The 18,530-nt window shown below is 47.7% G+C and carries 17 protein-coding genes; 8 read left to right on the top strand and 9 right to left on the bottom strand.

Annotated elements, in window-relative coordinates; genetic code table 11:
• Window positions 1–7: 7 nt before the first annotated feature.
• The 3 genes from ACJJI8_RS02725 to ACJJI8_RS02735 all read right to left on the bottom strand — a co-directional run bounded on the left by ACJJI8_RS02725 (window position 8) and on the right by ACJJI8_RS02735 (window position 2,328).
• Window positions 8–1,141, bottom strand: a complete 1,134-nt coding sequence (locus ACJJI8_RS02725; protein ID WP_413663342.1) for an S-(hydroxymethyl)glutathione dehydrogenase/class III alcohol dehydrogenase — start codon at window positions 1,139–1,141, stop codon at window positions 8–10.
• A 174-nt stretch (window positions 1,142–1,315) separates the two neighbouring features.
• Window positions 1,316–1,690, bottom strand: a complete 375-nt coding sequence (locus tag ACJJI8_RS02730; RefSeq protein WP_444934189.1) for a helix-turn-helix domain-containing protein — start codon at window positions 1,688–1,690, stop codon at window positions 1,316–1,318.
• Between the two features lie 35 nt (window positions 1,691–1,725).
• Window positions 1,726–2,328, bottom strand: coding sequence for an AraC family transcriptional regulator ligand-binding domain-containing protein (locus ACJJI8_RS02735; protein WP_444934190.1), 603 nt, complete (start codon window positions 2,326–2,328; stop codon window positions 1,726–1,728).
• 233 nt (window positions 2,329–2,561) lie between these two features.
• On the opposite strand from ACJJI8_RS02735, the gene ACJJI8_RS02740 reads away from it, so the two are divergent.
• Window positions 2,562–2,804 (top strand): DUF6868 family protein, encoded by a 243-nt coding sequence (locus ACJJI8_RS02740; RefSeq protein ID WP_444911533.1) that lies wholly within the window; start codon window positions 2,562–2,564, stop codon window positions 2,802–2,804.
• A 144-nt stretch (window positions 2,805–2,948) separates the two neighbouring features.
• Here ACJJI8_RS02740 and ACJJI8_RS02745 read toward each other — a convergent pair whose 3' ends face one another.
• The 3 genes from ACJJI8_RS02745 to ACJJI8_RS02755 all read right to left on the bottom strand — a co-directional run bounded on the left by ACJJI8_RS02745 (window position 2,949) and on the right by ACJJI8_RS02755 (window position 4,716).
• Complete coding sequence (locus ACJJI8_RS02745) at window positions 2,949–3,524, bottom strand: PhnA domain-containing protein (protein ID WP_282931227.1); 576 nt, start codon at window positions 3,522–3,524, stop codon at window positions 2,949–2,951.
• Window positions 3,525–3,796: 272 nt separating this feature from the next.
• Entirely contained in the window at window positions 3,797–4,213 is a 417-nt protein-coding gene (locus ACJJI8_RS02750; protein ID WP_108734525.1) for a CBS domain-containing protein, read from the bottom strand.
• Between the two features lie 74 nt (window positions 4,214–4,287).
• Window positions 4,288–4,716, bottom strand: a complete 429-nt coding sequence (locus tag ACJJI8_RS02755; protein WP_282931225.1) for an Hsp20/alpha crystallin family protein — start codon at window positions 4,714–4,716, stop codon at window positions 4,288–4,290.
• A 315-nt stretch (window positions 4,717–5,031) separates the two neighbouring features.
• On the opposite strand from ACJJI8_RS02755, the gene ACJJI8_RS02760 reads away from it, so the two are divergent.
• A complete protein-coding gene (locus tag ACJJI8_RS02760) occupies window positions 5,032–5,469 on the top strand; it encodes a host attachment protein (protein WP_413663346.1) in 438 nt (145 codons plus the stop codon).
• A 52-nt stretch (window positions 5,470–5,521) separates the two neighbouring features.
• Here ACJJI8_RS02760 and yihG read toward each other — a convergent pair whose 3' ends face one another.
• Window positions 5,522–6,424, bottom strand: coding sequence for a 1-acylglycerol-3-phosphate O-acyltransferase, YihG family (gene yihG, locus ACJJI8_RS02765; RefSeq protein ID WP_444934191.1), 903 nt, complete (start codon window positions 6,422–6,424; stop codon window positions 5,522–5,524).
• Between the two features lie 570 nt (window positions 6,425–6,994).
• On the opposite strand from yihG, the gene ACJJI8_RS02770 reads away from it, so the two are divergent.
• The 3 genes from ACJJI8_RS02770 to ACJJI8_RS02780 all read left to right on the top strand — a co-directional run bounded on the left by ACJJI8_RS02770 (window position 6,995) and on the right by ACJJI8_RS02780 (window position 8,979).
• A complete protein-coding gene (locus tag ACJJI8_RS02770) occupies window positions 6,995–7,663 on the top strand; it encodes a hypothetical protein (RefSeq protein WP_444934192.1) in 669 nt (222 codons plus the stop codon).
• A 134-nt stretch (window positions 7,664–7,797) separates the two neighbouring features.
• Window positions 7,798–8,403 (top strand): cytochrome b, encoded by a 606-nt coding sequence (locus tag ACJJI8_RS02775; protein ID WP_444934193.1) that lies wholly within the window; start codon window positions 7,798–7,800, stop codon window positions 8,401–8,403.
• 12 nt (window positions 8,404–8,415) lie between these two features.
• Entirely contained in the window at window positions 8,416–8,979 is a 564-nt protein-coding gene (locus ACJJI8_RS02780; protein WP_444934194.1) for a YceI family protein, read from the top strand.
• 49 nt (window positions 8,980–9,028) lie between these two features.
• Here ACJJI8_RS02780 and ACJJI8_RS02785 read toward each other — a convergent pair whose 3' ends face one another.
• Window positions 9,029–10,423: a cytosine permease gene (locus ACJJI8_RS02785; protein WP_444934195.1), complete on the bottom strand. Its 1,395-nt coding sequence runs from the start codon at window positions 10,421–10,423 to the stop codon at window positions 9,029–9,031.
• Window positions 10,424–11,138: 715 nt separating this feature from the next.
• Here ACJJI8_RS02785 and ACJJI8_RS02790 point away from each other — a divergent pair.
• From ACJJI8_RS02790 to ACJJI8_RS02800, 3 genes are all read left to right on the top strand, one after another.
• The gene (locus ACJJI8_RS02790) at window positions 11,139–12,113 is read left to right on the top strand and encodes an FHA domain-containing protein (RefSeq protein WP_444934196.1); all 975 of its coding nucleotides are present in this window, start codon (window positions 11,139–11,141) and stop codon (window positions 12,111–12,113) included.
• Between the two features lie 106 nt (window positions 12,114–12,219).
• Window positions 12,220–14,802, top strand: a complete 2,583-nt coding sequence (locus ACJJI8_RS02795) for a protein kinase domain-containing protein (RefSeq protein ID WP_444934197.1) — start codon at window positions 12,220–12,222, stop codon at window positions 14,800–14,802.
• A 126-nt stretch (window positions 14,803–14,928) separates the two neighbouring features.
• Window positions 14,929–17,472, top strand: coding sequence for a protein kinase domain-containing protein (locus tag ACJJI8_RS02800; RefSeq protein WP_444934198.1), 2,544 nt, complete (start codon window positions 14,929–14,931; stop codon window positions 17,470–17,472).
• On the opposite strand, the gene ACJJI8_RS02805 is transcribed toward ACJJI8_RS02800, so the two are convergent.
• Window positions 17,469–18,008, bottom strand: a complete 540-nt coding sequence (locus tag ACJJI8_RS02805) for a hypothetical protein (RefSeq protein WP_444934199.1) — start codon at window positions 18,006–18,008, stop codon at window positions 17,469–17,471. The two genes, ACJJI8_RS02800 and ACJJI8_RS02805, sit on opposite strands and share 4 nt — an antisense overlap.
• Window positions 18,009–18,530: the final 522 nt, after the last annotated feature.

An 18,530-nucleotide genomic window follows, 5' to 3' on the forward strand; every position in this document is an offset into this window, starting at 1 on the left:
GGTCCTATCAAGCCTGCTGGAAATGAATAACACTGCGAATACTTTTACCTTCGTGCATTAAATCGAAGGCATCATTTATTTGCTCAAGGGGCATTGAGTGAGTAATAAAGTCATTCAATTTAAATTCTCCAGCCAGGTAACGCTCTACGAAAGAAGGCAATTCAGAGCGCCCCTTTACACCGCCGAATGCTGATCCCTTCCAAACCCGCCCTGTAACCAACTGGAATGGGCGTGTACTGATTTCCTGTCCCGCACCTGCCACTCCAATAATAATGGATTCCCCCCATCCTTTGTGGCAAGACTCCAAGGCAGCTCTCATCAGGTTAACATTGCCCACACACTCAAAAGAATAATCCACTCCGCCATCGGTAAGCTCTACGATAACCTCTTGGATAGGCTTATCGTAAGCCTTGGGGTTAATACACTCAGTGGCCCCCAGTTTCTTCGCCAGCGCAAATTTGTCCTCATTAATATCGACACCAATAATTCGTGAGGCGCCAGCCATCTTGGCTCCGATCACTGCGGATAAACCAATTCCGCCCAAACCAAAAATTGCCACACAGGAGCCCGGCTCAACCTTGGCGGTATTGGTAACGGCTCCCATTCCCGTAGTAACACCACAACCCAGCAGACAAACCTCATTTGAGGGGGCTTCGGGATTAATTTTGGCCACAGATATCTCAGGAAGGACTGTGTACTCAGAAAAAGTAGAGCATCCCATATAATGGAAAATGGGTTTCCCATTCACCGAAAAACGTGTCGAACCGTCAGGCATTAATCCTTTGCCCTGGGTGCCCCTGATTTTTTGGCACAAATTAGTCTTTCCAGAGAGACAAAACTTACATTCGCCACATTCAGGGGTATACAAAGGAATTACATGATCCCCGACAGAGACACTGGTCACCCCCTCACCAACGGATTCAACAACACCCGCACCTTCGTGACCGAGGATTGCCGGGAATACCCCTTCAGGATCATCTCCTGACAAAGTGAACGCATCTGTGTGACAAACGCCGGTGGCGTGTAATTTCACGCGAACTTCACCCCGTTGGGGAGGCATAACATCGACATCCTCAATAACCAAACGCTCCCCAGGCCCCCAAGCTACAGCTGCTTTACAACGGATTGTCTCTGCACTCATTTTCAATTCTGCCTTTCATCATTCGTTCCAGTGGCGCCCAGCATAGTCCCCTAAGATTATTGGTGCAAAGCCAAGCGCCGCTGCTGAAGTAAAATCAGGAAAAATCTAAAAGCTCACCCTTATAGTAATAATTGGTAGCGCCGAACAATTATTCAAAATAATTCCTTTAATTGATTAACAATTAATAGCTTGTCGCTTCCTCCACTGCAGTGGGGAGCTTCCATGAATGGCTCGAAATGCTTTTGAGAAAGCACTGATATCGGTGTAGCCCAAACTTGCTGATAGTAATCCCACATCAATACTTGAGGCCCGTAGATGCCAGCGAGCAGTCTTCATTCGCGCCCCCTGTACCAACTGCTTAAAGGAGGTTCCCGCTTCATTTAAACGGCGCTGAAGCGTTCTCATTGGCATACCGAGTAAGCGAGAAATTTGCTCCAGGGAGTGCTGCTGGGCCCCGAGAGTTTGAAGGATTAAGACTTGAACCTGTCGGCTGATATCACCCTTGTGCTCTGCCAATAAGCACTTGGAAAACTCCTCAAAATATCTCATAAGACCGCTGCTGGGTTTAGCGAGGGGATAGTTCATCAATGATCCATCAAAAACCAAGCGATCTCGATCTTGCTCAAAACTAGCCTCAATGCCAAAAAATTTTGGTAACTACTCAGCGGAGATTGGGGCTTATGCCGAAATGAAACAGAGCGGGGAGATACTTTAGAGCCAACCATCTCCTGTATCAGGCGATAGGCAGCGCCTACTGAAAGTTCAGTATACTGTTGCGCGGGAATTGCGTCGGGGAAGTGATTAACTCTCTCTGCAATCAAGCAGTCATCGGTTTGGTAAATTTTCCAGTGGTCCGCCTGGTTGTGTAACACCATATACCGATGAGTTACTGTCAAAGCACTGGATAGATTCTCACTTTCCAGTATCAGCTTACCAAGGACGCCCAGCATACGTAGCCCTTGCTTCCCCGCCAATCGCAAGCCAAAGTCACTACAGGACAAGTCCCGTGAACACAAATTAAGGAGGTCCACCAGCGTTGCAATGGGGATCAAGATATTTGGACGACGTGTACAATCCGCAGGAAGCCCCACTTGCGCTAAAAAATCTGATGACTGACCACCGAGCTGTGGCACCAATAGATTAAACCCAGCCAGCGCACCACTGCGAATTTCATAGATAGGCTTCATGTTTTATAGCTACCATATTGCCAACCTCTCATTTGCACTATCACACAGTGTCTAGGAATAATGAGCATCGGACAATAGCTATATCATATAACATAGCTCTTCAACTAACTGGGACTACCCCTATCCACAAACGCAACTTATTTGAAGGCTAGTGCCTGACTATTGTGGCACTTTCCACTATCTACTCATAAAACTATCGGTTTATACGAGAAAGAACTGCAAGGAAATTTCACATGGAAACTGAAAATCTAACACTATTTTTAGGCTGGGCTTCGATTATAAACATATTGATACTACTGCTATCAACTATTGGACTTGTCTGCCTGAGGAAGTCGATCACCAGGATTCACGCACGAATATTTGAGCTTAATGAACAAGATTTAGGCCGTGCATATTTTCAATATCTAGCACAATACAAAATTGCTATTATCGTCTTCAATATTACACCGTATTTTGCTCTAAAAATTATCAGTTAATTGATAAAAGCGGAAATATTTTGCAAAAAATAAGAAAGGTAAACTATACCTTTCTTATTTTCATAATTAAGACGGACAGGGGAGTATTTCGGGTCCGCCGGCAGATACCCTTTTCAGAAAATGAAGTTATTTCTGAAATATTTATCAGCCACTCTTTTTCACAAACTTTGTCAGAATAACAATTCTCTGACCCTCGACCCGTCCTTCGATATGCTCAGGATTATCGCTTAAGCTGATACCGCGAACTGCCGTTCCCCGTTTTGCAACCAAACTGCTTCCTTTTACATCCAAGTCTTTGATAATAACTACATTATCTCCAGCTTGTAACTGGGCACCATTACTATCCCGATGAATCACCAACTCACCAGCCTCTGGTATTGCCCCGGCCTCTGCCCAGGCCAGCAAATCGCCATCCAAATACAACATGTCAAACAAGTCTTGGGCCCAGGTCTCGCCAGATAAGCGCTTTAGAATACGCCATGCCAACACTTGAATTGCCGGCTCGGTACTCCACATAGACTCCGACAGACACTGCCAGTGCGCACTTTCCAGCTGTGCAGGATTTTCCAGCTGGTCCCTACAGGTTTGACACAATAATACTGCCGCATCTGGATAGCCCTCTGACTGGGGTACGTCATAAACCGCCAAGCCATTTTCTGCTTTACAGAGCTCGCACTGATTTCCACTGCGTTGTGCCAACTGCTCCTGAGTCACAGCCATAAGTAACCTCAAAAAAAGTAGGGATTATACGACTGATTCTTCCTTCACGCCTCCCAAATAATCACATTTAACGGACATCGGGGTCGACCGTGAACATGATCAAGCTCAGGCAGGAAGTAAATAAGACTATCAACAGCCCATTAGTAGATGGAGCCATTAGGTTGCCGAGGGATTCACAGGCTTCAGACAAGACACTCTAGAGCACTAAAACTTCCAACAGCCGCCAATATAGATTGACGACTGTAAAGAGCATTATGCGTTAAGTCCCACACTCAGTGGTGCGAGGAGACCGCTGCTGCGAACTGCCCACCCTGCTTGCTGGCGATGGCACTGGTAATATCCCCTAAACTGAGAATACCGACCATACGCTTTTCACTATTGAGTACCGGCATTCGCCGTAACAACTGTTGCTCCATTTTGTGGACAGCAGACAGCAGATCATCCTCTTCCCAGCACCATTCAATCCCCTCTGTCATAACATCTCGGGCAGACAGAGAGCTGAGATTACCCCCCTGAACCACACCGCGACATACAATATCTCTATCAGTCACTATTCCTACAAGCCTGTCATTTTCTCCAATCGGCACTGCACCAATATCTTCATCTCGTAAAATTTTTGCCAACTCCTGTAATGGAGTATCCGGGGTGCACCAGGTAGCCCCCTCATGCATTGCGTGTTTAACTTTCATAGGTACCTCAAAACTCTTTAGACAAATGCCAAAGAGAGTGACGGGTAAAACCCATCACCCTTAACCCCTATAGATCAGTGCACTTCAATCCGCTTTCTTTGCGGGGGATGCCCCTCATGTTTTGGTACCGTGAGCGTGAGAATCCCATCTTTGAAATTTGCATCAATCTCACTTTCGCGAACATCTTCACCAAGATTGAAACTGCGCAAGAACTTGCCGTAACGTCGCTCCTGACGAAGCACGCGGCCATCCTTCTTCTCCTTAACCTCGCGGTGCACCTCAGCTTCAAGGGTCAAAACCCCATTTTCTAGGGTTACACTGATATCGTCCTTACCCACTCCCGGCAGCTCAGCGCTAATTTCATACATATTCTTGCGCTCACTCACATCGATACGCGGAGAAAAAAATCCCTCGCGTTCAGAGCCGATTGCACGGGTCGGTGAGAGCATTTGTTCAAACATATTATCAAGGTCCAATAGGGACCCTCTGGGGATCAGACTCATATCTACAACCTCTTTTTACGCTAAGCCGCAAAAGGCGCCAGAAAACTCAAGAGTCCGTCTTGCGCCTGTTACATCTTGAGTACAGTCTAGGAAATACTGCGACAAACGAAGGGATTAAGTGCCGATAAAAGCCATTACAAATTGAATATGAGAGCTGTCGTATATTTCTTTTGTACATATAAATATTAAAAACTTCCTTTCCAATTGAACCTAAAGAGAATTTCCACCTCCATATCCATCAATAAGCAACCAGGGCTCGTGGCCAATATGGCTATTTACTAGGATTAAATAAGGCAGTTAAACGAGGATATGTTCATGGCCTTAGCATGGGTCCTTGTGGCTAACCAGTCCCAAGCGCGAATTTTTGAAGCCAACAAACGCGCGGGAAATCTCAATGAAATCCAGGCACTACTCCACCCAGAATCACGGCTCTCTGGCAGAGACCAAGAGAGTGATGCACCCGGACGCACTTTCGACAGCTATGGTCAAGGAAGGCACTCAGTAGGTAATTCTGCAGGATTACATCGCCGTGAAGGTGAGAATTTTGCCAGAGAAATTGCACATACCCTGGAGAGGGGAAGACAGGAGGGCCAGTACGAAAAACTGTATATTGTTGCAGAACCCTACATGGTTGGCAGCTTGAGGGATGCCTTGAAAACTCCAACCCGCGCAACAATAGCGGGAGAAACAGGAAAAAATCTGGTGGCTTGTGAACCCGAGGAGATCCGGGCTCAGCTTCCTATTTGGCTATAATGACGTTCGGCCAGTAGAGAGGGTCACGAGTGAACCTCTCTACGAACCCCGCTCAAGCCCTGCTTTCCATTAAAAGCTTATCAATCAGGGCATCCTTTTCAGTCCATAACTCATTTACCCACTGATTAAACTCCACCCGAAACTCCTGATCGGTTGCGTAGTCTCTCTCAAAAAACCGGCTCGGCAACTGGACTTTCTCAATGCGAACAATCACTTTCTTTAACTTACCGGAAAGGAAATCTTTAAAAGTAGGTATACCATCAGGGTAAACAATGGTGACATTCAGTAACTGGTTCAGCTGCTCACCCATACAGTGCATTGCAAAAGCAATCCCTCCGGACTTGGGCTTTAGAAGATGTTTGAAAGGCGATTGCTGTCTTTGATGCTTCTCTTTGCTAAACCTTGTTCCTTCAAGGAAGTTCATAATACTGGTGGGTATTAGCTTAAATTTTTCACAAGATTTTTTCGTCGCTTCAAGATCCTTACCGCGCATCTCTGGATGTTTTTTCAAAAATTCTTTGCTGTAACGCTTCATAAATGGAAAGTCGAGTGCCCACCAGCACATTCCAATCACAGGAACTTTGATCAACTCTTGCTTCACAAAAAATTTCAGGAATGGAATTCTTCGATTAAAAATCGACTGCATAATAAAGATATCAACCCAGCTTTGATGGTTCGCTGTGACCAGATACCATCCATGTTTATCGAGATGCTCTATCCCCTGTACATCCACCTGGGTTCTTTGGGTCAGCTTCATCCAGCCTTTATTTAGGGTTATCCACATTTCTGCCCAAGAAATAAAAAAACCCATGAAAAGTTTTTGCAGAAAGGCAAAAGGGAGAATAAACCTAAAAACTGAAAACAAGAGTATAGGGGCTGCACAAACCAATGTGCTAACGGCCAGTAACACCGAAGATATGACCAAAAGTAAAAACGAGGGGAGAAAGTTAAACATCTAAAGGCTCTTTTAATTTTCCGGGTTTACAGGTCAGGCTGTCACGCCATATTTACAGGTTACCCGTTTCTTTCTTAATATCTTGAAATCCACTTATCACAAACTAAGCGGACTCTGCTCTCATCAGTGTATTTACATAATCCGGGCTACAGGCTGCCTATCGCAACTAACATGGCGGTGTATATTTATGGCTCATGCGAAACTGCTCCACTGCAATAAATTCATGCGCCGAGCACCTAGGCTAAAGCCGCGCCAGAGGCAATATCAAACCGCAGCAACTCTGCGAGAGTAACACGCATTTCAACCCCATATTTTTTGACTGAATAGTCTGAGTCTATCGGCGATACATCAGCGCAAACTGCACGGATAAACCCAGTGACAGTAGCCCGGTGAGCGGCCTCATTTTTTCAGCATGCCCTGGATATGAAAAGGCGCCATTGTACCCTTTCTATAACCATGAATTAGTAACTTTTATCTTCCCACGCCGCAAAGGCACGATAGTAACTGGAGCAGCGTTGCACCCTGCTAAACTTGAGGCTCCAGGTCGTAGAATTGCGCCGGGAGAATAGAATGGGAATTACAGGTAATAAGCAACACTTCCACCGCAAGCAATGGCTCAGCGTACAGCAAGCCGTTGACCACCTGAGTGCATTGTCTGAAGAGCCACTAACCAGTGCGCATCTTGCAGACCTGGCCGATGAGCAGCTTCTTAACCTGTACTGGTACCGTCCAGGCCAAAAACTGTCTTTGGAAGATCGCAAGGGGGTCCGTGAGCTGGTAGAGCCTGTCAGGCTCTGCTATGAAAGTGCCAGTGACTGGCACGCCATCGTGGATATTTTGCGGAACAATCCAGCGCTGCCTGCCTACGAACATGACACTCCGCTTCTGGAAGATGCCGACGGAAACCGGCTGCGAATCACCTTCGACTACCACCAGCGACCAGAACCGTTTAGCAGCCGCTGGTACCCTACCTATGCGGAGTTAGTGCTCAAGCGCAACGACTTGGAACAACTGGAACCCCACCTGTTTACCAGCCAGGCGGTTGAGACCGGGTTTGAGCGTGAGACCCTACTGAATGTTATCTGGCAGCTGGAACAACTAGCCCTTGGGGATGAAGAGCACTCCACCAGCTGGCTGGCAGACCAACTGGCACAGCGCTCTTCCGCGCTGGATCGGCTATCTTGTGAGCGCATCCTTCAGGCGGCCGAGCGCGAAAGCTCTCCGGGGCGCTCGATATAGCACGGCATTTCCTACTAACACCTTTGACTCCTTCCCCATACTCAGGAACTCCCCATTGGTGGTAGAGCCCAAAGGCTGTACCCTAGTGGCACTTAGCAAATCTAAGTGTGACGTACTACCAATAGGAGAGAGAAGTGCAGGCCAAAAACAGCTCCTCCAGCTACGGCTGGGTAGCCATCGCCCTCCATTGGATAATGGCCCCTGCGATCATAGGGACTTTTATTCTCGGTTGGTGGATGCGCCAGCTATCCTACTACGACCCCTGGTATCAGCGAGCCCCTGAAATTCACAAAGGGGTCGGCATCATCCTGCTTGTGTTTCTACTCTTCAGGCTGGCTTGGCGCTTTGCCAACCCATCTCCGGCGAGCAACCCCCAAACACCCAACTGGCAGAAATTTGCCGCCACCGCCACACATGGGCTGATTTACCTGTTACTACTGGCAATCATGGTTTCCGGCTATCTAATTTCTACTGCCGATGGCCGTCCTATCGATGTCTTCGGCATAGTGAGTATCCCTGCAACCTTACAAGGGATTCCCAATCAGGAAGACATTGCGGGATCTATCCACGAAATCCTTGCCTGGGGCCTAATTGGACTCGTAGCAGCACATGTCTTGGCAGCCCTCAAGCATCACTTTATTGACCGTGACGGCACACTGCGCAGAATCATCGGCATCCGTGCAAAGGGCTCTACAGACGATCACTCACACGTACAAACAACACTCTCAACCACCAAATAAGGAAAAAATGACATGAAGAAGCTCTCTGTATTTCTTATTGCAGCTCTGATGGGGACTGTAGCTCAAGCAGCGGAATACAAAATCGACACCAAAGGAGCTCACGCTTTTGTGCAGTTTCGTATCAAGCACCTTGGATACAGCTGGCTGTACGGCCGTTTCGATGACTTCAACGGCTCCTTCTTTTACGATGAAGAGCAGCCAGAAAAATCTTCTATCAATGTCGACATCGATGTAACCAGCCTCAACAGCAATCACGCTGAGCGAGACAAGCACCTGCGCAGTGATGACTTCCTTGATACCGCAAAATTCCCCACTGCTACTTTCAAGAGCACTAGCTTTGAACCTTTGGAAGACGGCAAAGCCCGTCTAAATGGCGAACTGACCCTGCGCGGTATCACTAAACCAATCACAATTGACGTTACCAATATCGGTGGCGGTAAAGACCCTTGGGGCGGCTACCGCCAGGGCTTCAGTGGAACCACTGAGTTCGAGCTGAAAGAATTCGGTATCAAATCCCTAGGCCCAGCCTCGCAGAAAGTTGAGATGATCCTGGATATCGAAGGTATCCGTATCTAACAACAAAAAAGTACACCCCCTGAGCCCGGAAATTCCTCCGGGCTCCCCCCTAACTGCGCTTCGCAACACTCCAATAAACAACGCAAGCAGCAGCTGCAGCCAATAGCCAGTCGACGCCTGCCATCAACCCTCTCGATAAGAAAAAAGCTAGCATTGTGATGACAATACATGTCCCCAATAAAGTCAGCAGTGCTCGCGGGTTCCAGCCACAGAAATAGTAATAACGCCCATCACTTTCGCTGTAATACAACTGCCCTACATCCATCTGGCGCTTCTCTACTAAGTAGTAGTGAGACAATATGACACCATAGGCAGGCGCCAGAAAAACCCCCATCCAGTTTACGAACGCCACTAAACCGAATTGTTTGATAACAGCGGGCCACAAAGTACTAATCAGAAAGGCCAGAAACAGCGTTATCAATGCCGCCCTGCGAAACCCCAGGTACTTTGGCAGAAGATTTGAAATATCGTTAACTGGAGCCACAAAGTTCGCCACCACATTGATGCCGGCCGTTGCTGTAAAAAAAACAACCGCGGCGATCAATGACAGTTCCAGATTCCCAAGCTTCTGCACAATATCAGTGGGATTTGCCAGGTTCTGGTGGAAAACTGACTGGGCGGCGATAGTGGTGAACAGAACAATTATCGCAAAGCCAGTCATATTTATAGTGATTCCCAGCCAATTTCCCCTTCGCATAACAGACACGTTCTTACAGAAGCGAGCAAAATCTCCATAACTTAGGATTATCGGCGCATAGAGAGCCAACATAGTACCTGTGACTTTGATGAGCTGGACCAAGCCATCGCCCCAGGATGCTATAGACCGATCAAAGAAAGTAGCAACAGCAAATGAAAACTGTCCGTCACTGCGAACCACTAGCATCCACAACAGCGCTAGCATCACTCCATAGACACAGGGTGCAGCCAGGTTGATAAACCAACGGATCGTATTGATACCTTTGAAAAATAGAAGAGCTTGAAATAATGAGACAAGTACGAGGGAAGCCCAATCGATCCGGTCCATTGCCAGCCACTGCCCTCCGACAGCTTGTGGCCACCACTCTCTCAGTAATAAAGACATGGCATGGGCAGCAAACCAGGTCTGCGCACCGTACCAAAATATTGCCACGCTCCCCCGAAGCAGCGCAGGGACGTTAGCACCTCGGATCCCCATACTCGCCCTGGCCAATACGGGAAACGGTATACCGCATTTAACACTCGGTTCACCGATTAAATTTAACAAGATGATAATTAAAATTGCTGCAATAGCGATCCCAGCGAGAACCAGCCAAGCATTCGTATTGGGACCGAGGAATAGGGTTGCCGCCAGGGTATAGCCAGCGAGACTTTGTGCAGCGTTGGCCCAAAGGTTAAATATCGTCAGAGTGCCCCAGCGTTTAGCTTCGGGCTTCACCACCGCTAAATTTTCATTCTTTAGCTGCAAAGTGTCACCTAAGTGCATCTGATAAATAGCGCGCCAAAGCAGCTACTTCAAATCAGCCTTTTCAACAATGACATACAAGCCGTCAAAAGTGCCAAATTTAACAGTTAATAATATATATTCTCTTTTACAATTGAGACTTATTTTCAATAACAGCAAAAGTGGTATCCATTTACCAAATTAGCATTAATGCCGCTAGCACTGGCGCACAACTGTGAAATATATTGTGTAGCCATCGATTAAAGAAGATCCGGTCGACAAAGATACAGGCAAGTATCCATTAAACTAGTGTGCAGCCGTGTATTTGGAGAACATTAACCAAGTCACAAGTAAAAGTATGAAAAGGTCTTTAAGATTTTTGACGGCGGCACAACTTTTCAGCGAAAATGGAAGCAATTACTGACAATTATTGCACTCCCTCTAGAGACAGTTATCAAGGGAGCGCAAAAATAGAACAATTTCCAAAAATCGTAGTGACTAAATCATTCAGAACTGGGGCAATCCTCTCCGAGACTATCAGTGAGACAGCGGCGCAGAGCAGCGCCAATCACAACAAGTAGTGTCTCAGCTCAAGGGAAATGATCGCCGCAGATGGTAAGCCAAGACTCCGTACTGCTGAGGTATTCGCAGGACAAGCACAGCGGGCATCCGCCAGTATGAATGAACTTTGTCGCAATCAGGCCACAACTTGAGTTGGCCACGGCAGAAGGGTAGGAATATGGCTTGCTTGCAGCATCCAGATAGGGAACAACCAGTTTACTTAATGGCACACCACACCATTGGGCGCCGGCAGGGTGCAGTAGACACAAGAATCACAAGTGCTGAAATATCGGGCATCCATGCCGCAGTGCAGTGGACCGGTACTCATTGGAATATCCGCGACCTGAGTCGCAATGGCACTTGGCTAAATGGCCAGCAGCTGGTACCAGCTAAGAGCTACCCACTCCAAACCGGTGATAAGATCGCTTTTGGTCGGGCTAATAACCCAGCCTGGATCGTCGAAAACCTCGACGCTCCCGAGAACTTGTTGATCGATATTCACTCCGGCGAGGCACAGCCACTGGAACAATACCACCTGCTGCCCGACGAAAATGAGCCTCTCGCCAGCCTTCAGTACAGCCCCCTAACAGGACAGTGGTTGTACGAGTTCACAGGCCCATCCGCTGAAGACGGCGATAAGATCCTGGTAAATCATGGCGATCGCATCGATTGCGGCCTGCATAGCTGGCAGCTATTCCTGGCGGACAACCAAGGGGCAACGAAAGAGTTGTCACTGCAGCAGCTGTCTATTGTCGACTTTGAGCTGAAGTTCTCTGTGAGTTCCCACGAAGAGCATGTGCAGTTACAACTTCAGCGGGAAGGCATGAAGCAATCCTTACCAGCAAGAATCCACAACTATCTCTTGTTGTACCTTGCTCGTGCCCGCCACAAAGATATGCAGAGCGGCATGGACACTGACTCCCAGGGCTGGGTTTCTATTCAGGTAGCCACTCACGAGCTGGGTATCACTGTTAACCACTTGAACACCCAAATCTTCCGCGCCCGCAAACAAATCTCTGAATCCCTACCTGATGCAGTGGATACATCGAGCCTAGTAGAGCGTCGATCCTGGGAAATCCGTATTGGTTGCCCGCAATTCGAAATTTATAAAGGCAACCAACTCGAGGCAAAAACAGAGCCGGAAACGGTATAGCCTCACCTCCAGAAAGGGGGCTTAAGGCTAAGCCCCTTATTATCTATTCAGTAATTATTTGCCAGGGTGGCGGAGCTGAATATCTTATCCCTCGGCAAGAATTACAATGTCAGCGCAACCACCCTCTTATATCGGTCGGTACAAGATCATCAGGCAGCTTGGAGCCGGGGGAATGGGAGTTGTGTACCTCGCCAAAGATGAGCGACTTAACCGAGAGGTCGCTATAAAGCGATTGCTCAACAACCCTGAAGACGAATCTGCCTCACGGCGAATTCGCCAGGAAGCATTACTGCTCGCACAACTAAACCACAACCATATCGTACAAATTTATGATGTTGTGGAGGAGCAGAACGATGTAGCCCTAGTTATGGAGTATGTTGATGGCCGCCCACTCACCTATTGGGCACGGGAGTTTAACCCCAGCCTCTGCCAGAAAATCCAGCTACTCAAGCAAATCACTACCGGTCTTGCGCGTGCCCATGCGGCTGGAATTATTCACCGCGACTTGAAAGCTGACAACATCCTTATTGACAGCAATAACGTCGCAAAAATCGCTGATTTTGGAATTGCGCGGAGCTGGCAGGATACGAAAGAAATTACCCGCGAGCAGCATATCGCTGGCAGCTGGTACGCAATGTCTCCCGAGCAGGCCCTCGGCGAGAAACTGGATAACCGCTGTGACTTATTTGCCCTGGGGATGCTCGCCTATCACCTACTGTGTGATCAGCCTCCCTTCGGCAAGCATGGAAGCCCATACGTTATTATCGATCGGATCATCAACAACCCGCACCCACCAGCAGGGGCCATAAACCCCGGACTTCCTACGGCGCTTTGCAAGTTACTGGATAAGCTGCTGGCCAAAAACCCGGACAAACGCCCCGTCAGTGCTGCCGTTGTAGCCACCGATTTGGATGTGATACTGAGCCAATTAACATCGGATCATGAAACCGCCGATGACCATGACATCACGATCACCACGGAAGACTTTCATGTACAACATCGACGTACAAACAAAGGACACAAACTTCTAGCCGGCATACTCCTGGCATCCGGTGCGATGTTACTCGGCTTAACCGCCGCTGTTTTTCCTGAGCTTTCTCTATGGGGAAGGAAAGAACCCTCGGCAAAGTACATTGCGATTATTGAGCCAGACTTATCAAACCTGCGCAGCCGAGAGGAAAAGCTACTGGCCAATAACCTTCTCAGTTCCATCAAACAGGGGCTTTCCGATCAACCAGCGCTACTACTTGTGCCCTATTCGGAATCCCAGCAACTAAAAGGCAAGCCTTTGCGGGAGCAGGCGCAAGCGCTCAACGCACAGCTGCTGCTCCAGTTTGCCCTAAACTGTGAAGCCACCGCCTGTGAAGCTTCATTTGCCCTTATAGAAACCGAGGGGTTTGCTGAAGTCGCCAACCGCAGTGCCATGCTGAACCTGGATGCACCGCTGGAGAGCCGCGCACGTGTTTTGCAGCAACTGCACTATCTACTTCCCAACTACCCAACAGGAAGCCTAAGAGTTCAGTTCAGCCTTAGCCCTGAAGATTACCAGCAATACCTCGAGATATTCGAACAGCGCAATAATGAAGCTAATGTTGCCGAGGCAATTACCAAAGTTGAGGCTCTGCTAAAAAGGAACCCCTACTTCCCCTCCTACTATGAACTGTTAGCGGATCTATTAGCCACCCACCTATATCACTCGCGGGATACCAAAATACGCGGCCGACTCACAGGGCTTCTCAACAACATACCAACAAAGATTTCCAACCACCCAACGGTGTTGATCACTAAGTTGCGTATTGCCATCTTCCTGGCAGATACAGAGCTTACAGAGTCCTTACTTGCAAAACTAAAGCTGCAACTACCTGATCAGGCTCTCTACTACTTCCTGCGCGCGAAAGCCTATCAGCGAGGGGGGAATTACAACCGTGCGCTGGAAGTCATTAACCAAGCACTCAACATTCGTACCAGCCCTCTTTATCTTCGCCAAAAGGCTCTGACCCTGACCCTGATGGGACAAATGGAAAAAGCGAGACCTTACCTTTTACAGGCTATCCGTCTCAACAATCAATATATTGATGCTATCTCCTTGCTTGCAGCCAATGAATTGGATTCCGGCCGCCCCAAAGCGTCTATCCGGCTCCTTAGTGAGGTGGGCTTAAAGCATTTAGGGGATCGGGATACCTTCAACCTTTGCTTGTCCTATTACATCGAACATCAGCTACAGGATACGAAAAACTGCCTGAGCCATGTTGCTGAACGAGCCCCTAACGATCCCCATGTATATCTGCTGCTGGCAGAGATTGCCCGCCTGGAAAATAGGCAGCTGCAATCACAAGAGTTTGCCCAGCGCGCTCTGACCTTGGCACAAAAGCAGGAGGACTGGCTTGGATTGTTACTGCGAGCAAGAGCCTATTCTGAACTGGGCCAGGGTGAGCAAGCCATTGAGACACTATTAAAGATGGATAACACCGCGCCAGACGGCCTATTTGTCAATTACAGCCGCGCCCAGGTTTATATGGCCAGCGGCGATATGCTTTCCGCCAAAGCCTATATACGAAAGACTTTAGAGTTAGGTATGGCTCCAGTGTGGTTCACAACAATTGGCTTTCAACCTATTTGTACTTTGGCAAATTTTGAAGATTTGCGCACTAATTATCCAACACTATGTTCTGACAGGATTGACAGCTAAACAGTCATAAGCAAGCCGAACAGAATGGAATAACGTGAACCATTTCCCTTTAAGAGGCGACAGATGCCTTCACGAAATTGTACTATCAGGTAAAATCCCCCATCCATCCGAGAAGAACAGATTACAATGGACGTAGTTGCGCTAGAGAAAACTGAGGAATATCAGGGCCGTTATAGGGTTGAGCGTACCCTCGGTGCCGGGGGAATGGGCGTTGTTTACCTTGCCGAGGACATCAAGCTCGGGCGCAAAGTAGCTATCAAACAATTGCGCTCAGATATGACTGGCAACTCTGCAGAAGCGCGCTTTCGCAGTGAAGCTCAACTTCTCGCCAGGCTCAATCACCCCAACATTGTCCGTCTGTACGATGTCCTTGAAGAAAAGCACAGTATTGCCCTGGTAATGGAGTTGGTTGAGGGGGTAACCCTTAAGGAGTGGATGCGAGAGAACTCCCCGACCCTGGCGGAAAAGTTAGACCTGCTAATGCAAATTTGCCAGGGCCTAGGGAAGGCCCACTGCCTGGGAATCATCCATCGCGACTTAAAACCAGAGAACATTCTTGTCACTATTGATGGCATCGCCAAGATTACCGACTTTGGTATTGCCAAAGCCCTGGACTGTGATCAACAGTTGACCCGCGAAGACCATATTGCTGGCAGTGTTCAGGCTATGTCCCCAGAACAACTGCAAGGGACGAAGTTGGACGCTCGCAGTGATCTCTTTAGCCTTGGAAGTATTGCCTACGAGCTGCTCTGCAACGAAAAACCCTTTGAACGCGGAGAGATGGGCGCACTCGCCTTTGCCCAACAAATTACCACAAAACCCCATATACCGCCTCAAAAGACCTGGCCGGAGATCCCCAAACCTCTAATCGCCCTTCTCGATCACTTGTTGGCGAAACGGCCAGACCAGCGCCCCGATAGTGCACAGCAGGTTTTTGAGGCCCTAGAGCTGGTGCACAAGCACGGTATTGACGAGGATACTCAGCAGTATTCGGAAACGGTTACACAGTTACTGATTAAGCCCAAGAAGCAACGCCGTCGCATTGTCTGGGCCGCAGCGGGGTTAGCGGCCATTAGCGGAATAGGTTTTTGGGTGTGGCATGCGTTTATGCAGCTGCCTCCACAATATGTTGCTGTCTTACCTGTGCAAATTAATGGAAACTTGAAAGGCGGTAAAGAAGCAGAGGTCTTGGTATCTACAATGGTACGACGCGCCTTGATGAGCACTCCGACTAAACTGAAATCAAGTGCCCTAGTTAGTTACAACCCTGCTAGAGGGATAAGTATTGACTCCCAATTAGAAATCTTACGCGATAGAGGTGCTACAGATGCCCTATTTGCACACCTGGAGTGCATGGAATTCCGCTGCACCATTGAGCTACAACGTATTAGCCCGATTGATAACCAAGTAAAACAGCAAGAAAGTTTTGTCTTTCTCAGTGAAAAACAGCAGGAAGCTCAATATTCAATTAGTAATACAGCTGTGGAACTATTCCCTCCAGCATATCGAGAGAGGTCAACAACCGAGATTCGAATGAGTCCAGATGATTATGCACAATACTTGGATATCATGTCGCTCATCAGAACTCCAACGTCAAGTACATTGGAAGTACTTGAAAGGCTTATAGGTAAGTACCCTAAAAATACAAATCTCTACACCACATACGCTGAAGCAGCAGCTGGATTGTTTACACAAACCAATGATAGTAAGGTACTTACATCCGCTCTTGCCATCTTAATAAATGGAAGTGATTCAGGTGCAGATAAAACATCACTTCTTGAAGCCATGCTTCAAATTAAATCCCTAAGATCCGATCGAGAAAGCTTCGAAGCAACACTCAAGAAGCTACCAAAGGGCTACCCTTCTGCCCATATATTGGCTCAGTTTGCTCGCTTCCACTACTCACAGGGTGACTATGAGCAAGGGCTGAACTATGCCTTACAAGCCGTTACCCTCAATCCCTCTAACAATAACCGCTACTTATTAGCAATTAATCAGTATGCCGTTGCAAATTATAAGTCTGCTAGAGAAAACCTTGAGAAGTTAATAAAAGAACAACCCAATTATTGGCCTGGCTATTCGGTACTGGCAGCTATAGAGCTTGAGCAAGGGGACCTTGTTGAGGCCGAACAAACACTAATTACAATCCCTCAGGATAATCGGACCTGGGGTATGAAGAGTAATCTAGGAACAGTATTATTTTTGCGAGGGAAATATTCTGATGCTCAGGCGATATATCTCGACTTACTGAAAGAATCTCCAGAAAATCTTGTAGTATTAAACCAAGTAGCTGAGACATATTTAATGCTAGAGCAGCAATCAGAGGCTAATGTATATTTTAGCAAAATACTTAAAATTACAGGTCATAGCTCTGATTTAAGATCTAAGCAGTATCGTGCAATCTCACTTGCCCACCTTGGTAAAACTGCAGCATCAATTGCCTTAGTGAACGAGCTGTTGCAAGAAGCCTCTGAAGATACATATATCAAGCATTCAGCCACTCAAATTTATGCCATGGCAGGAGAGTGGCAGTCAGCTAACTATTACTTAGAACAACTACTAAACCAAGGGATGAGCGCCGATTGGTTTGCACTACCGCCGTTCCAAAAACTATGCGCTCAACCCCAGGCATCTCAAAAAGTGCTCGATCAAGCATGCCCGTCTAACTAGGTACTACCGTCCGAGCCAGTATTATTATCGTTATTACTATTTCCTCCGCCGCTAGCAGGGAAAGGATCAACAACCGCCTGAGGATCACCCGATACAAAATGCATACCAGTTTCAGGATCAACACACATCCAAAGGAAGTTAAAGCGGTCCTGAATATCTGCCCTATCCTTAATGCGGATAATCAGCTGGGTGTAATCCCCATCCACTTCACGTGCACGAGCGCGGAACTGGTGACGAAAATCAGGGGTCAATGCAATGAGACCGTCAAGCTTATGGCCCTGGCGGTAACGTACAAACTCAAGCTCACGTCCTGGCACATCTGACAGGTCCAGCTTCACTCGTAAGATCAGTTCAGCCTTCCGGTGAATTTTGAAGTGCATATTGCCAAACTCCTCTCCAGGAGTCCCCTCAATATGCAATGGCCAGTATACTGGCTCATTATTTTTCTGCTCCTGGGGCCGCAAAACCAGATCTAAAGTCATCCCCTCTTTAGGCACCTCAAGGTCCAGTGGGAGCTTTTTATCACACTCGCCCATTATTCATCCCTCTCCAAAAAATTGTTATTTGGTGTCATCAACGGACATTTTAATTGATATAAAATACGTCCGTGACTGTATCATCACAACCGGCTTATCCCCTAAAAAAGCCGGCGGTAATAAAACTGCCGGCCCGAAATGATGGTCCCAACCATCGACGGTTACAACAACACTATCAAGAGCAAAATTCGGCATCCGTGCCCGGGCAAGCATATCCAGTTGAATCGACCAAGACTCTGCACCTGCCGACTCCAGCTTGACCGCTCAGCTTGCGCTGAATCCCTTCACTCCCTAACGCGCAATGGGCGATAAGGGAATTAAATCCATCCGAAATTTTATTGTGGGAGCTACCCTTCCATGGCGAGGTAACTGTTCCCACAATCACCTGTACTCCCTCAACTGGACCTCAATGTACAGACTTAAGGACTACAGGTCGATCACACCTTATTACAGACAATCACACACCAAATATATAAAAGGGGCACATAGCGCGCACAGAGTCACCGTACGCCAAAAATAATA

It is taken from the genome of Microbulbifer maximicatervae (SeqCode) (genome assembly GCF_052467695.1).

Bases quoted from the DNA above. Each gene is read 5' to 3' on its own strand.
- ACJJI8_RS02805 (WP_444934199.1), bottom strand. From the start codon at position 18,008: ATGGGCGAGTGTGATAAAAAGCTCCCACTGGACCTTGAGGTGCCTAAA.
- ACJJI8_RS02780 (WP_444934194.1), top strand. From the start codon at position 8,416: ATGAAGAAGCTCTCTGTATTTCTTATTGCAGCTCTGATGGGGACTGTA.
- ACJJI8_RS02725 (WP_413663342.1), bottom strand. From the start codon at position 1,141: ATGAGTGCAGAGACAATCCGTTGTAAAGCAGCTGTAGCTTGGGGGCCT.
- ACJJI8_RS02740 (WP_444911533.1), top strand. From the start codon at position 2,562: ATGGAAACTGAAAATCTAACACTATTTTTAGGCTGGGCTTCGATTATA.
- ACJJI8_RS02730 (WP_444934189.1), bottom strand. From the start codon at position 1,690: ATGAGATATTTTGAGGAGTTTTCCAAGTGCTTATTGGCAGAGCACAAG.
- ACJJI8_RS02795 (WP_444934197.1), top strand. From the start codon at position 12,220: ATGTCAGCGCAACCACCCTCTTATATCGGTCGGTACAAGATCATCAGG.
- ACJJI8_RS02735 (WP_444934190.1), bottom strand. From the start codon at position 2,328: ATGAAGCCTATCTATGAAATTCGCAGTGGTGCGCTGGCTGGGTTTAAT.
- ACJJI8_RS02750 (WP_108734525.1), bottom strand. From the start codon at position 4,213: ATGAAAGTTAAACACGCAATGCATGAGGGGGCTACCTGGTGCACCCCG.
- ACJJI8_RS02770 (WP_444934192.1), top strand. From the start codon at position 6,995: ATGGGAATTACAGGTAATAAGCAACACTTCCACCGCAAGCAATGGCTC.
- ACJJI8_RS02745 (WP_282931227.1), bottom strand. From the start codon at position 3,524: ATGGCTGTGACTCAGGAGCAGTTGGCACAACGCAGTGGAAATCAGTGC.
- ACJJI8_RS02800 (WP_444934198.1), top strand. From the start codon at position 14,929: ATGGACGTAGTTGCGCTAGAGAAAACTGAGGAATATCAGGGCCGTTAT.
- ACJJI8_RS02790 (WP_444934196.1), top strand. From the start codon at position 11,139: ATGGCTTGCTTGCAGCATCCAGATAGGGAACAACCAGTTTACTTAATG.
- yihG (WP_444934191.1), bottom strand. From the start codon at position 6,424: ATGTTTAACTTTCTCCCCTCGTTTTTACTTTTGGTCATATCTTCGGTG.
- ACJJI8_RS02760 (WP_413663346.1), top strand. From the start codon at position 5,032: ATGGCCTTAGCATGGGTCCTTGTGGCTAACCAGTCCCAAGCGCGAATT.
- ACJJI8_RS02755 (WP_282931225.1), bottom strand. From the start codon at position 4,716: ATGAGTCTGATCCCCAGAGGGTCCCTATTGGACCTTGATAATATGTTT.